Genomic DNA, 14,048 nt, shown 5'->3' with positions numbered 1-14,048 from the left:
AGGAGATGAAATTAGTATCTCCTTATTTTTTATTTTTTTATTTTAGATTCACCAAGTAAAAATCCAATTGAACTACACATTAAATCTCTAAATTGAGATATTGTAGCAACATTATCATCAATATTAAAAATATACATTAATAACATAGTTAATACACAAATGATACAAATAGCGAATGCTATTATCATTTGTATTGAATTACCTTCTCTATAGTTATGATTTTCTATATCTATTTCACACTCTTCATCGTTAATATCTACCTTTTTACCTACTTCACTTCTAGTAAACTTATTAGTATTTTTACTTTTTCCACAATTTAAATTTGAGCTAAGCACAAATCCAAATATAGATGCTAAAGCAGACCTAAAGATGACTTCTATAGCCTTTAAAATCTCATTTGATCCTTTATTACAAAGTGCTAATCCTATTGATGATAAAAGTACTATTAATCCTATAAAAATTAATAGTTTACCTGCTAAATTTATTTTATCCCAATCACTTATTATCTCTTGTTTTAATAAATTAACTCTACTACATTCAGTATTTTTCATATACATTACACCTCAGCATATATAATAGTACTTCTACATTTCAATGCTTAAGTTATATAATTTTATAACTTTTATATATAATACTCTATGATTTGAGTCATTGTTCACTAAAATTTTTATAAATTAAATTAGTTTTAATTTATAGTATTATTTTCCCATCTTTCTCTGATAGGTAAAATTCTTCTCCTTGGGTTATTTCTGCTGTTGCACTTGTTATATCTGTAATTTTAGATAATAGTGCTTCTACTTCATTAATCCTTGAATAAACAAGTATCTCAACATTATCTTCATATATAGTATCTTTTATAAAATATCCCATATTCATTATCTCATTTTGAACTTTTCCAAGTTGATTGTAGTCTATTTTAACTCCAACTTGCTTATATGATACTTTTTCTATTACTTTAGCTGCTTCGATTCCTATTTTAGCACCTTTAGTGTAGGCTCTAACTAATCCACCTGCACCTAATTTTATGCCTCCAAAGTATCTAGTAACAACAACTACAACATTTCTTAAATCTTCTTTTTTTATAACTTCTAATGTTGGAATACCTGCTGTACCTTGTGGTTCTCCATCGTCACTATATCTTTGTATATTCATATTAGACCCCACTGTATATGCCCAAACATTGTGAGTTGCATCCTTGTGTTTTTTCTTTATTTCATTTACAAAATCCACAGCCTCTTCTTCAGTTTTTATAGGTTTTGCATAACCGATAAAAGTAGATTTATCTATTATAATTTCATCCATTCCAAATTCATGCAATGTTTTATATGTAATCATTATTTTCCTCCGTATTATAAAGTTCTAAATTAATTATATACAATATTTTTTTATAAATCAAAAAAAGAAAGGGATTATCCCCTTCCTTTATATTTTCTATTTATATATTTTAGTTGACAGCAGTTAAACCACTTTCTGCGCTCTTTTTCTTTAAATCTTTAAACTTTTTATAAGATATATCAACTAATGATTTTTCTTTGTTATGTGATAACAGACTTATAGCTTCTTTAACTTTAAAGAATCCACCTTCTAAAAGTTCTTCATTTAATGTATAATTAGCATTATCCGTTTCCATTATATACCAAACAACAGCATTGCATACTTCTTGCTGTCTTGTTCTTGAGAAAAATTCATACATAGTGTCTCCTGCTACCTCTAATATAGAAGCATTAACACCTGTTTCTTCTTTTACTTTTAAAATTGCACTCTCATGTTGAAGTTCCTTATCTGAAATTTTACCTTTTGGAAGTGTCCACTCACCTCTGTCATTTTTTACTATAAGAACTTTATTAGCATAAAATACTACTCCACCTGCACAACGTCTTATTATCATCTAAAACCCTCCTATTAACTGTTTTTTTATGTTAATTCTGGGATACACTGTAGGTAAACAATTTATTAGTTAATTATATGTTAAGTGTTAAATCTTTATGTTACCTATCTTCTTGCTCTAACATATCAATTGCTTCTTCATATGCTCTTAATACATACTCTTTTTCTAATTGCTTTTTGTTTTTTAACTGTCTTAACATTCTTAAGCTATTTTCATTTCCTATTTTAGCAAGTGCTTTTGCACAATATTGCCTTGTTTGTGGATTTGTGTCGTAAAGACCTCGTTGTAAATATTCTCTACTATTAGGTGATTGTATTTTTCTAAGTGCTGAGTAAGTTATTCTCCTTACATCTGAATGTTTATGTCCTGTAAGTGGGTGCAAAAGCTTTAAAAATTTATCTTCCTTTAATTCTCCTGTTGCCCATATTAAAGTCATTAAGTCTTCAGCATTTCGTTCAGTTATTATTCTTTTATAAAGTTTTCTTTTAAAGTCTATCATTTTTTCAGAACTTAAACTTTCCATAAAGTCAATTCTATCAGATTTACTTAATCCTAAAAATTTGTCTATTATATCTTTAGACAACTCTACTTTATCTTTTAGCATCGTCTTTATTTCTAGTTTTGACTTTATTAATTGGTCATTTACTTCTGAAGTTGATATGTTTCTTATTTTACTTATTTGAGATACTGTTTTGGATTCTTTATATAGAAGATAGGTTATATAATAGTCTTCTAAGTTATCTATATTATCCCAACTTATATTCATATTATTTCCTATTTTTCTAATATATAGTCCTTATATATATTATAATCCTCTTCTTCTAAATTTACATCAACTGTTATTCCATTTTCCCCATATTCAAAGTTTTCTACATTGTACTTGTTCTTAACCTTACTAAATATATCTCCTCTTTCATAAGGTAATAAAAGTGTAACTTGATATGTATTTTCCATTATACAATCTTGTACAATATCTAATAACTTATCCATATTTATACCTTTTTTCGCTGATACGTATACTACATCATCATGATTTTTAGGGTATATGTCTAGTTCTAGTCTATCTATCTTGTTATAAACAAGTATAGTCTTTTTACTATCTGCACCTAATTCTTTAAGTACAGTTTCTGTAGTTTTCTTTTGCAATTCATAACTACTATTTGTAGCATCAATTACATGTAAAATTAAATCAGCATATTGAACTTCTTCTAAAGTCGCTTTGAACGCTTCTACTAAATCATGGGGAAGTTTACTAACAAATCCAACAGTATCTACCACTAAAAATTCTTTTTTATTTGGTAAAAGTGCTTTTCTTAAAGTTACATCTAAAGTAGCAAATAACATATCTTTTGCTAATACTTCTTTTTCTTTTTCATAATCTTTATGAGTCTTTATTAATTCATTTAATAAAGTAGACTTACCTGCATTTGTATATCCTACAAGTGCTACTATTGGTATATTAGATTTTAAACGTTGAACTCTTTGGGTTTCTCTATTCTTTTTAACTTCTCTTAGCTCACGTCTAATATCTGCTGCTTTATTAAGAATGTGTCTTTTATCTATTTCTAATTTCTGTTCTCCTGGCCCTCTAGCACCTATACCTGCCCCAGTTCTACTCATTTCTCCACCCATTCCTGAAAGTCTAGGTAATCTATACTTTAACTGAGCAAGTTCAACTTGAAGTTTACCTTCTTTTGTTAATGCTCTTTGGGCAAATATATCTAATATTAATGTTGTTCTATCTATTACTTTTATTCCAACTGCTTCTTCTATATTTCTTATATGGGCTCCTGACAATTCATCATTAAATACTACCATAGTAGCTCCTAATGAATCACAATATGCTTTTATTTCTTCAACTTTTCCTTTTCCAACATAAAATGCAGCATCTCTAGTTTGCTTATTTTGTATTAAACTTCCTACTACCTCTGCTCCTGCAGCTTTAGCTAATTCTTTTAATTCTTCCATTGATTCATTTATGTCTATATCATCAATTTTTCTTGCTGTAGACGTTATATTAAGTCCTACAAGTAATGCTTTCTCTTTAATTTCTTGCACTCTAACACCTCATTTTTTAAAATTCACTTTGAGCAACTTTAACTCACTAAATTTAAATGCTATTTTATAGGCTTATTAATTGAAACCACCTATAACAATTAATTTTGTCATTATTTTTTTTATTATACCACTAATACTTATTTTTAGTATAATTATATTATGAATATAATTCCAGGAGGTAATCAATATGAGTGATAATTATAAATTTTTTAATCATAAAGATTGTGAATATTTTCCATGTCATAAAACTAATAAACCAGATGAATTTAACTGTTTGTTTTGTTACTGTCCACTATATGCCTTAGGCAAAAACTGTGGTGGGAATTTCAGATATAGTGAAAGCGGTATAAAAGACTGCTCACAATGTTTATTGCCTCATAATAAGAATAATTATGAATATATTATGAATAAATTCATAGATATAGTTAAAATAGTCTCAAGCCAAGACAATAATACTAATGATTAAAAATTCCTTTGATCCACGTGTGGTTGAACTATTTTGTTCATATCTTAAACGACCCATAAACCAGGTTCATTGCTAAAATTAACTATTAATATTATAAGAAAGAGAGCAGGTTACTGCTCTCTTTTTCTTTTTAATAACCTGTATACGCTATAACTTACTATACTTGATATAAATATTAAAATTATTATCATAAGCCCAGCATGAAAAAAGAATGTTTCTGGGAGAATAGTTATAACAGGATCTAAACTAGGATCAAATATCCAATAGTCATTACTAAACATTAACTTATGAAAAGTAATAAAGCTTTTTTCAAAGTTTATTATTATCGGTAATGATAGAATCAGTGGAATACTAATCAAAGCTTTTGAAGTTATATTTAAAAATTCTATATTTTTGTTTTTTATATTTATAAATATGAAAGCTACAGAAATAATAAAACATACTTTAAATATTTTATTTATATTTTGAAATATATCTCTTACTTCTTCAAAATGAATCTTACCTTCTTTAGAAGATTTTATAGTTGGCATTTCAAAATCACTCTCATCTTTACTTAAATTGTAATCTATTAGATAATTATAGTTTAGCTTTATTTCTTCTTTAGAATATCCAGATATTTTAGGTATATCTAAATAATCAATATCAAAGTAATACAATTGTTTAAATCCTACACTAAATTGTATTATTGCCGTTATAATTAATATGCTAAATGAAAGTGAAAATATTAGATTTAAAAATTTTTTCATATATCCAAACCTCTGCATTTCAAGTTATTAATTATACTATTTTAGTAGTAAAGTCTTCTATGTTCCACACATCATCAACTATATCTATATAAAATTCAGGCTCATGACATACTAAAAGAACTGTTCCTTTAAATTCTTTTATTGCCTTTTTAAGCTCATCCTTAGCTTCAACATCTAAGTGGTTTGTAGGTTCGTCTAGTACTAAGAAGTTTATATTCTTAAGCATAACCTTACACAATCTAACCTTAGCTGCTTCCCCTCCACTTAAAACTCTCATTTGACTAGTTATATGTTCATTTGTAAGCCCGCATTTAGCAAGATGTTGTCTTACTTCAAAGTTTGAAAGTCCTGGGAATTCTGACCACACTTCTTCCATAGGAGTGTTGTAATTCTCTCTTGAACTTTCTTGTTCAAAGTACCCAAGTTCTAAGTAATCTCCAAGTTCAACACTTCCATCAAAAGGCTTAACCATTCCAAGTAAAGTTTTTAGAAGTGTAGACTTACCAACACCATTCATACCCTTTAATGCTATTTTTTTATTTCTTTCTAATTGGAAATTAAGAGGCTTAGTTAAAGCTTCATCATATCCTAGAACTAAATCATTAGTTTCAAATATTATTTTACTTGCAGCTCTTGCTTCTTTAAATCCAAAAGTAGGCTTTATTTTTTCTTTTGGTCTTTCTAATACTTCCATCTTATCTAGTATTTTTTGTCTACTGTTAGCCATACCACGAGTTGCAACTCTTGCTTTATTTCTAGCTACGAAATCTTCAAGTCTCTTTCTTTCTTCAACTTGCTTTTCATAAGCATTTTCTTCTTGGCGTTTCTTTATTTCATTAAGTCTAACAAACTCATCATAATTACCTTTGTATCTGTTTAATTCACCATTTTCCATATGATAAATTACATTACATGTATTATTTATAAAATCTATATCATGAGAAACTAGTATAAAACTATTTTCATACTCTTGAAGGTATCTTGTTAACCAATTTATATGGTCTTCATCTAAATAGTTAGTAGGCTCGTCTAATATAAGAATTGTAGGATTTTCAAGTAATAATTTAGTAAGAAGTACTTTTGTTCTTTGTCCTCCACTTAAATCAGTTACATCTCTATCTAATCCTATTTCTCCAAGTCCTAACCCATTAGCTACTTCTTGAATTTTTGCATCTATCATATAAAAACCACTATTTTCAAGTATTGTTTGTATCTCAGCAGTTTCTTCTAAAAGCTTAGTCATTTGGTCTTCATCAGCTTCTCCCATTTGATCATACATAAGAATCATTTCTTGCTCTAAGTCAAACATTGGCTTAAATGCATCTCTTAATATATCCCTTATAGTATTTCCTTTACTAAGAACTGTATGTTGATCTAAATATCCAACAGTTGCTCTTGATGACCATTTTATATTACCAGCATCTGGCATAAGTTTTTTTGTTATTATATTTAAGAAACTCGATTTTCCTTCTCCATTTGCACCAACTAATGCTATATGTTCACCTTTTCTAAGTCTAAATGAAACATTTTCTAGTATAGTTCTTGCTCCGAAACCATGACTTACATTTTCTACTACTAGCATTCTAACACCTCTTTACTAATTTTATCGTCTACATTCTATACTATAATATATTCTTTTTTAACTTAAATCAAGTATGGCTTAAATCCACTTATTAACTTTTGTTTACAGCTTTATAAAAAAATAAAATCGGGCTATAAAAATAAACTTTTTATAGCCCGATTTTTTATATATTGTCTTTATATATAGAGTAAGTCTCTAAAAAACATTAACATGCATCCTGCACTAGTTTTTTGAGCTAAAGTAACACTATTTACTGCGGTTAGATAAAATCTTGTACTTAAACTTTCCATATTTCTATACATATGATCTACACGAAGAGCATTATTAGCATTATAGTCTACGTATTCCTCTATAGTATTTAAAATTATACTTCCTGATGTAGCTCTAAATCTTTTTATTTGTTGGTGATTAGATTTAACATAAACTTCAAACTGCCTATGATTATCTAATAATCTTCCCTTTGCATGCTGAGGAATAGTTAAATCTTGAATTATATGACAAGCTGCACCAAAGTAAAACATCGATCTTTCATAATTTTTCATTGCAAAATATTTTAAAGCTTTATTGTAATAGCTTCTCGATACAGTTAATGCATTTTCTTCATATCCAAACTTACCTCTCTTTTGTCTAGGGTTATAAAAATGATGATATGATTTAAAGTCTTGATCTGCCCAAACTAGTCCTTTATTTATTTGAGGTAAATACTGTTTAAAAAATTCATATTCATTAATATATCCTTCATTTTTTAATATCTCTAAAGCATTTTGCTGTATATATATATGAACTTCACAGTTTGTTTGTATTATACTTTTTTTCAGTGGATTTACTACTTTAAAAGTTTTTGATAAAGCTACTGCATAAGCTTTTTCTATATTTTTTTTCATTGCTCTCACCTATTTTGTCTTGAAATATTCTTCCACCCCATCAGCAATAGTCTGCATCAATTTTCTTTGATACTCTGGATTAGACATCATCTGATCTTCATTGTAATTACTTAAAAATCCCATTTCTACTAATACTACTGGTACTTTAGACCAGTTAAATCCTGTTAAATCATCTCTTTCAAATATTCCGTTTAATTCTATTGCGTTACTTTTCATACTATTTTTTATTAATTCTGCACATTTACTGCTGTCTTCATATATTGAAGAAGTATATTTACTATTTTTACCTGGTATTAAAATAGATGCTCCTGTTTTTGATGAGTTATTTAGACTGTCAGCATGTATTCTAACAACCATATCTGCATTTTTTTCGTTAGCTAATGTTGCTCTCTCTGCATTACTTATATTTACATCATGAGTCTCTCTTGTCATGATTACTTCATATCCCTTACCTTCTAATATATGTTTTAAAACTATAGATGCTTCTAAATTTAATACATATTCTGGTTTTTTTGTTGCTACACCAGTAGCTCCTGATGATACTCTAGCCTTTTTCTGAGATGAACCTGGTGCTACTGATTCTGGATTAGAATCTCCTTTTGATTGATGACCTGGGTCTATACATATTAAAAATTTTTTTTCTTTATTATCTTCTTTAACCTCTTCACCTTGATTAATACCCTTACTAATTAAGCTTGTACTTTTATAAAATTTATTAATAGGATTAGATTGACCTATAAGTATTATTCCCATAGCAATTATTATAGTAACTAACACCCTATACTTCTTCATTTTATATCTCCTTTCATATAGATGTTTTATTTTTCATTTATAGTCGTCTATATGATATTATTTCCAATGCTTATTTTTTTATTTCATTTATTAAACTTTTATTTTTAATAGTATAGTTTTTATGGATGTCATATATATTTAATATAATAATTTTTATAGGAGGTTTTATGAAAAGAGTTATTAACGCTGATGATGCTAATACTAATTCAAATAATACTAATAAAACTTCCCCTAAATCCTTTCTTTGTAATTTTGGTTATGTTGATTATATAGTTCTAGCTTCAACAATATCTATAGCATTAGGTGAAGACCTAAGTTCTAACGACTTAAATGTATTAGCAAGTTTTTTTGCTGTATTATCTGATGAATTAGCTTTAATAGCAGCAGTTGAATCTTGTCCTTCTAATAGTGACGATGGTAATAATGATAATTTTACTTTTGTTCCACCTGATGTTGCCAGAACTTCTGACAATACTAATAAAAATGGTTCATCTAAAAAAAGGACTGTTATAAAAAAGAAGGTTATAAAAAGGAAAAGAAAAAAAAGGAAAGACACTTAATCATAAATTTAGTTAAGTGTCTTTTTGTATTTTCAAATTTATATCTTTTATATTACAGACTTTCCATTAATCCTTATGATTATTGTTTTTAATTGTTAGTTTTAAAGTAAAATACGCCTATAGTCGAATAAAAAAAAACATATATATTTTTTTGTTTGTTATTTTACAATTTATATTGACTAACTTGTTTATTTATTATTATTTTTGTAATCTACGGTTTTATTGCTTCTGTTTTCCAAGCATCAAAATTTCAATCCTGCACAACATAATATTAAATCACCGCAAGATAACATTAAAGCATTGACAGAAAGCAGGTGTTTCATGAATTCTAATAATTTAAACTCAAAATATAAAAATTTAATAAAGTCAAAATTTATCTTATTTTCATCATTTTTATTTTTATTATATTTTTTCTCAAATAATTTAATTTATGCACAATCTAACCAAAAATCTGAACCAGATTATTTAATACCAATTGGAAATGTGCTTCAAATTGATGCAGAGTTAAAAAATATAATAGTAAGAAATTATATAGAAGATTCACCTTTTACTTTAGGAGATGCAATTCTTAGTATAAATAATACTCCTATTAGTAGTTACAATGATTTTTCTGAAATATTATGTTCTTTGGATAATAAAGAAGATGTATCTGTTTTAGTTTCAAGAGGAACTAATAAATTGACTATTCATACTAATAAAGAGCATTTAGAAAAAATTAATTTCAATAATTTATTATCTGGTTTTGCTACATTAACTTATATAAATCCAGATACTCAAGAATTCGCTGCGGTTGGTCATCCTATTAGTATAGGTACTTCAAGAAAGATACCAATTAAAAATGGATGTATATCTACTACTACAGATTTAGATATTCAAAAATCCTCTAAAGGTAATGTAGGATGCATAAATGCTAAAAGAAATTCTACTATAGGTCAATTTACTCAAAATACTGATTTTGGTATAAAAGGTAATATTGTGGATTTTGATACGTCAAACTTAAAAAAATATAAAGTAGCTGATTTAAAAGATATAAAATTAGGTAAAGCTCAGTTAATATTACAAAATGACTCTTTACAATGTGAAAAATATGATATCCAAATAGTGAATGTAGAAAATCAACGTTCTGCACAATCTAAAACTATAAAATTTAAAATTATAGATAAAGACTTGTTACTTAGAACTGGTGGAGTTGTTCAAGGAATGAGTGGTACACCTATAATTCAAGGCAATAAAATTATCGGTGCTGTGTCTCATGCAGTTGAAAATGATCCTACTCTTGGATATGGTATATTTATAAAATGGATGATTGAAGAAAAATAATAAATCTTTTAATTATATAAAAAAATATAAGTAGTAGAGTATAATCTACTACTTATATTTTTTTTATTATTTAGTTACATTTTTCATATCTATATTTGGTAATATATTTGAAACTCCTTCTTTAGGTATATTTACGTAGCTACCTGGAACATCTCCTACTATTATAGTTTCACATATAGGAATTTGAGCTTTTATTTCTTTAGTAGATGTTGTAAGAGGTATTACTACTTTTACTTGTGTTTTTGCCTCTAAGTAAATTCTATGTCTAGTTTGGTTTATTCCAGATGATTCAAAATCCGTTTTGAAATCTACAGATACAGTTCCTATTGGTTCTATAGATACCTTTAATTTTGGACCATATTTTGCAAGTATTGGACTTTTTAAAGCTGTTCCTATTGGTATGTAAGATGTAGTTGTCTTTACTTGTTTTAACTCATCTTGAATTTGTAGCGCAATATCTGATGCTATTTTATTCATCATAATTGTATTTGATTGCATCATAGTTATTTTTCCTTGAGAATCTAATTTAGTATTAATTAAATCAGAATAGTTTATTTTATCCTTTACAATCTCTCCTACTGCTTTATTTATTGATCTATTTGCAAGTTCTAATGCTTTAGTTTCTGCAAGCACAGTTATAGTCGGCCTTAAACTTGTATCTACATATATAAAACTTCCTATAAGTATAGATAATATAAGTATAGTAGAAAATATAAAGGTTATTTTTTTAAAATCTTCTTTTTTATTTTCGCTATATTGTTTTTTCAAAATAACACCCCCTACTATTTTATGTAGGTAGTTGTAAGTATTCACATATTTTTTTTATTTTAGTGAAAAATAATTGATACTATATTATATTTTAAGTATATATATATAAATTAGTCTTAAAATAATATTTATCGCATAATATCTAAATAGACTGATTCATTATTTTAAACCTAATTTATGAAGTATTACATTATATTCATTTTTATCTATTGATTACAAAATTATTCATATGTGTGGTATAATATTACATTAAGTAAGGAGGTTAAAACTTAATGAGTAATGATAACAATGAAAATAAAAATAAAATAAGACGAAAGCAGGTTAGCTCTTCTAATAGGACTAGCAAGCCTACTGGTAAACCATCTTCATCTACTCGTAATACTAAGCCTAAACCAAAGTCTAAATCTAATAAAAAGAATGATAAATTCAAGTTTTTTAGAGTTAGTGGGATAGTAATTTTAGTACTATTAGTACTTGGAGCTGCAGGTGGTACTGGATTGGTATTTGCTTCACTAAAAAATGTTCAACCAGTTACTAAGGCTCTATTAGATGAGAAAACTTACCAAACGACTAAGATCAAATATTCTAATAATGAACTTTTATCTAATGCACCTAGTGTAAATAAAAAAGAACCCATACCATTTGATTTAATTCCTCAAAACATAAAAGATGCTGTTGTTGCCATAGAGGATGAACGTTTCTATGAACATAAGGGTGTTGATATTAAAGGTTTATTTAGATCTGTAGTAAAAACATTAACAGGTACAAAGCAAGGTGGTAGTACAATACCAATGCAGGTATCTAAAATGTTATTAACATCTAAAGAGCAAAGTCTACCTCGTAAAATAAAGGATATATACTATGCTTATGAAATGAGTAAAACTTTAAGTAAAAATGAAATACTTGAGGCTTATTTAAATAACTTCTTCGTCGGTAAAGGACTTGCTGGAGTTGAAGCTGGAGCTCGTGGTTATTTTGATAAAAAAGCTTCTGAACTTTCACTTGCAGAATCTGCATTACTTGCTGGTTCTACTAAAAACCCATCAAGGTATTCAGCTTACATGACATCTAAGTTAGATGGTAATGAAAGTAAGGAAGATGTTGAAAATAAGTTGTTATTTTTCATAAATACTCCTGATGATACTCTTGATGACCCTACTCAATTAGATTTTGATATGGTTAAAAAGTTAAAGTCTTGGGGGCTTATACCTAATGAAGATACTTTCAAACAATTAAAATCTGGTACTATGGTTGTAAGAAAAGCTATAAATAATCCAAAGGCTAAACAAAGACAAGAGGTTGTTTTAAAGAAAATGTTAGAAGTTGGATTTATATCTCAATCAGATTATGATGAAGCAGTTGCAGAAAAAATAAAAATAAAGCTTCCTAAGGCTCCTGATAAAGTTGCATCCTCTGTAGAAGACTATATTGAATACAATGTAATTGATGCTTTAGTAGCTCAAGGTAATACTAGAGATGAAGCTTATAATATGTTCTATAATGGTGGACTAGAGATAATGACTACTATAGATCCAAAAATGCAAGGTGAATTAGAAAAACAGTATGATGATCGTAGAAACTTCCCTGGAAATGATGATGGTTCTAAGGTTGATGGGATAGCTCAGCCTCAATCATCTATGGTTATACTTGACTATAGAAATGGTCAGATAAAAGCATTAGTTGGAGGAAGACATATAACAGGAAGAAAAACATTAAACAGAGCGACAACAGCTCAACAGCCTGGTTCAACTATAAAACCATTATCAGTTTATGCTCCAGCTATAGATTCAGGATTAACTCAATCTAATACTGCTAGTGACGCTAAAGGAAATGTTGTTCCATATAAATTTAAAAAGAATAATGAGTGGAATCCTAATACTACAACAGCTGGTAGAGGTTCTATGACCTTACGTAAAGCTTTAGCTTATTCTTCAAATACGATAGCTATAAGAACTGCTGAAATGCTAGGTGACACTTATGAAGAATCTGTTGATGTAATGATGGATTACTTAAAGAACTTTGGTATATCAACATTAGTAGATAGTAAAACTGCTGATTTAGATAAAAGTGATAGAAGATTCCCTTCATTAACACTTGGTGGTATGACTCATGGTATATCTCCACTTGAAATGGCTGCTGCTTACGGTACATTAGCTAATGGTGGTGTTTATGTAGAACCTATAGTATTTACTACTATAACAAGTTATGATGGGCAAGTAATAGTTAAAAATACTCCAGAAGAACATAAAGTAGTTTCTCCTGAAGTAGCTTATGTTGTTACAGACATGCTAGCTTCAGTTATAACTGAAGGTATTGGTAAATCAGCATCTCTAGGTAGTATGCCTGTTGCTGGTAAGACAGGTACAACAAATGAAGCACTTGATGCATGGTTTGTTGGTTATACACCATACTATGTAGGAGCAACTTATATAGGTGATGATGCTGGTAGAAAAGATCCTAATACAGGTAAATTTATAAAACGTAGAAGCGTTAGCGGTGGTAGTGGAACTGCTTCAAGACTATGGGCAAAAGTTATGCGTCCTATTCATGAGAACTTAGAACATAATGTTAAATTTAAAGAACCTGATAATATATACTTTACAAAAATTAACTTAATAGATGGTGGTAAATCATCATTTGGATCTAGTGCAGCATTTATAAAAGGAACTTATCCTACTAGATCATATACTACTCAACCAACTCCTAATGATAAACCTAAGGAAGAGGAAGAACAAACTCCAACAACTCCAGAAAATAGCGGAGGTGCAAACCCACCTGAAGGTGGTGGAACTACTACTCCTCCTGCTGAAGGCGGTGGAAATACTAATCCTACACCTCCTCCTGCTGAAGGCGGCGGTGGAAATACTACTCCTCCTGCTGAAGGTGGCGGCGGAAATACTAATCCTACACCTCCTCCTGCTGAAGGCGGCGGTGGCGGAGCTACAGCTCCTCCTGCCGAACCAGCACAGTAAAAATTTAAACTG

General features: G+C 28.5%; 14 protein-coding genes. 4 read left to right on the top strand and 10 right to left on the bottom strand.

All coding sequences use genetic code 11. The features are described 5' to 3' along the window. Nucleotides 1-29: 29 nt before the first annotated feature. The 5 genes from JNUCC81_RS02530 to hflX form a co-directional block, all read right to left on the bottom strand. A complete protein-coding gene (locus JNUCC81_RS02530; RefSeq protein ID WP_454095173.1) occupies nt 30-551 on the bottom strand; it encodes a hypothetical protein in 522 nt (173 codons plus the stop codon). Between the two features lie 139 nt (nt 552-690). Beyond that, nucleotides 691-1,335 carry a YigZ family protein gene (locus JNUCC81_RS02525; protein ID WP_454095172.1) on the bottom strand — a complete coding sequence of 215 codons (645 nt, stop codon included), beginning with the start codon at nt 1,333-1,335 and terminating at the stop codon, nt 691-693. A 109-nt stretch (nt 1,336-1,444) separates the two neighbouring features. After that, entirely contained in the window at nt 1,445-1,888 is a 444-nt protein-coding gene (locus JNUCC81_RS02520; RefSeq protein ID WP_454095171.1) for an NUDIX domain-containing protein, read from the bottom strand. A gap of 100 nt (nt 1,889-1,988) precedes the next feature. Continuing rightward, nucleotides 1,989-2,654: a HEAT repeat domain-containing protein gene (locus tag JNUCC81_RS02515; RefSeq protein WP_454095170.1), complete on the bottom strand. Its 666-nt coding sequence runs from the start codon at nt 2,652-2,654 to the stop codon at nt 1,989-1,991. Between the two features lie 8 nt (nt 2,655-2,662). Then, on the bottom strand, nt 2,663-3,946 hold the full coding sequence (gene hflX, locus JNUCC81_RS02510) for a GTPase HflX (RefSeq protein WP_454095169.1): 1,284 nt from the start codon (nt 3,944-3,946) through the stop codon (nt 2,663-2,665). Between the two features lie 187 nt (nt 3,947-4,133). On the opposite strand from hflX, the gene JNUCC81_RS02505 reads away from it, so the two are divergent. Then, the gene (locus JNUCC81_RS02505; protein WP_454095168.1) at nt 4,134-4,412 is read left to right on the top strand and encodes a cysteine-rich small domain-containing protein; all 279 of its coding nucleotides are present in this window, start codon (nt 4,134-4,136) and stop codon (nt 4,410-4,412) included. Nucleotides 4,413-4,522: 110 nt separating this feature from the next. On the opposite strand, the gene JNUCC81_RS02500 is transcribed toward JNUCC81_RS02505, so the two are convergent. The 4 genes from JNUCC81_RS02500 to JNUCC81_RS02485 form a co-directional block, all read right to left on the bottom strand. Continuing rightward, nucleotides 4,523-5,158, bottom strand: coding sequence for a TIGR01906 family membrane protein (locus JNUCC81_RS02500; RefSeq protein ID WP_454095167.1), 636 nt, complete (start codon nt 5,156-5,158; stop codon nt 4,523-4,525). A gap of 31 nt (nt 5,159-5,189) precedes the next feature. Beyond that, nucleotides 5,190-6,740, bottom strand: coding sequence for an ABC-F family ATP-binding cassette domain-containing protein (locus JNUCC81_RS02495; protein ID WP_454095166.1), 1,551 nt, complete (start codon nt 6,738-6,740; stop codon nt 5,190-5,192). Nucleotides 6,741-6,916: 176 nt separating this feature from the next. Next, the gene (locus tag JNUCC81_RS02490) at nt 6,917-7,624 is read right to left on the bottom strand and encodes a zinc dependent phospholipase C family protein (RefSeq protein ID WP_208333572.1); all 708 of its coding nucleotides are present in this window, start codon (nt 7,622-7,624) and stop codon (nt 6,917-6,919) included. Nucleotides 7,625-7,633: 9 nt separating this feature from the next. Next, entirely contained in the window at nt 7,634-8,416 is a 783-nt protein-coding gene (locus tag JNUCC81_RS02485) for an N-acetylmuramoyl-L-alanine amidase family protein (protein ID WP_454095165.1), read from the bottom strand. Between the two features lie 167 nt (nt 8,417-8,583). Here JNUCC81_RS02485 and JNUCC81_RS02480 point away from each other — a divergent pair, with 167 nt between their 5' ends. Both JNUCC81_RS02480 and JNUCC81_RS02475 read left to right on the top strand, forming a co-directional pair. Further along, nucleotides 8,584-8,976: a hypothetical protein gene (locus tag JNUCC81_RS02480; protein WP_454095164.1), complete on the top strand. Its 393-nt coding sequence runs from the start codon at nt 8,584-8,586 to the stop codon at nt 8,974-8,976. 321 nt (nt 8,977-9,297) lie between these two features. After that, nucleotides 9,298-10,296 carry a SpoIVB peptidase S55 domain-containing protein gene (locus tag JNUCC81_RS02475; RefSeq protein WP_454095163.1) on the top strand — a complete coding sequence of 333 codons (999 nt, stop codon included), beginning with the start codon at nt 9,298-9,300 and terminating at the stop codon, nt 10,294-10,296. Nucleotides 10,297-10,362: 66 nt separating this feature from the next. Here JNUCC81_RS02475 and yunB read toward each other — a convergent pair whose 3' ends face one another. Continuing rightward, entirely contained in the window at nt 10,363-11,064 is a 702-nt protein-coding gene (gene yunB / locus JNUCC81_RS02470; RefSeq protein ID WP_454095162.1) for a sporulation protein YunB, read from the bottom strand. Nucleotides 11,065-11,336: 272 nt separating this feature from the next. Between yunB and JNUCC81_RS02465 the strand changes: the two genes are divergently transcribed. Further along, nucleotides 11,337-14,036 (top strand): transglycosylase domain-containing protein, encoded by a 2,700-nt coding sequence (locus JNUCC81_RS02465; RefSeq protein ID WP_454095161.1) that lies wholly within the window; start codon nt 11,337-11,339, stop codon nt 14,034-14,036. Nucleotides 14,037-14,048: the final 12 nt, after the last annotated feature.

Source organism: Faecalimicrobium sp. JNUCC 81, assembly GCF_053667625.1.
The sequence above is the reverse complement of the archived record's forward strand: the minus strand, read 5'-3'. Positions and strand labels throughout refer to the sequence as shown.

Excerpts from the sequence above, each read along its gene's own strand:
- JNUCC81_RS02530 (WP_454095173.1), bottom strand. The coding sequence starts at position 551 with ATGAAAAATACTGAATGTAGTAGAGTTAATTTATTAAAACAAGAGATA.
- JNUCC81_RS02525 (WP_454095172.1), bottom strand. The coding sequence starts at position 1,335 with ATGATTACATATAAAACATTGCATGAATTTGGAATGGATGAAATTATA.
- JNUCC81_RS02520 (WP_454095171.1), bottom strand. The coding sequence starts at position 1,888 with ATGATAATAAGACGTTGTGCAGGTGGAGTAGTATTTTATGCTAATAAA.
- JNUCC81_RS02515 (WP_454095170.1), bottom strand. The coding sequence starts at position 2,654 with ATGAATATAAGTTGGGATAATATAGATAACTTAGAAGACTATTATATA.
- JNUCC81_RS02505 (WP_454095168.1), top strand. The coding sequence starts at position 4,134 with ATGAGTGATAATTATAAATTTTTTAATCATAAAGATTGTGAATATTTT.
- JNUCC81_RS02500 (WP_454095167.1), bottom strand. The coding sequence starts at position 5,158 with ATGAAAAAATTTTTAAATCTAATATTTTCACTTTCATTTAGCATATTA.
- JNUCC81_RS02495 (WP_454095166.1), bottom strand. The coding sequence starts at position 6,740 with ATGCTAGTAGTAGAAAATGTAAGTCATGGTTTCGGAGCAAGAACTATA.
- JNUCC81_RS02490 (WP_208333572.1), bottom strand. The coding sequence starts at position 7,624 with ATGAAAAAAAATATAGAAAAAGCTTATGCAGTAGCTTTATCAAAAACT.
- JNUCC81_RS02485 (WP_454095165.1), bottom strand. The coding sequence starts at position 8,416 with ATGAAGAAGTATAGGGTGTTAGTTACTATAATAATTGCTATGGGAATA.
- JNUCC81_RS02480 (WP_454095164.1), top strand. The coding sequence starts at position 8,584 with ATGAAAAGAGTTATTAACGCTGATGATGCTAATACTAATTCAAATAAT.
- JNUCC81_RS02475 (WP_454095163.1), top strand. The coding sequence starts at position 9,298 with ATGAATTCTAATAATTTAAACTCAAAATATAAAAATTTAATAAAGTCA.
- JNUCC81_RS02465 (WP_454095161.1), top strand. The coding sequence starts at position 11,337 with ATGAGTAATGATAACAATGAAAATAAAAATAAAATAAGACGAAAGCAG.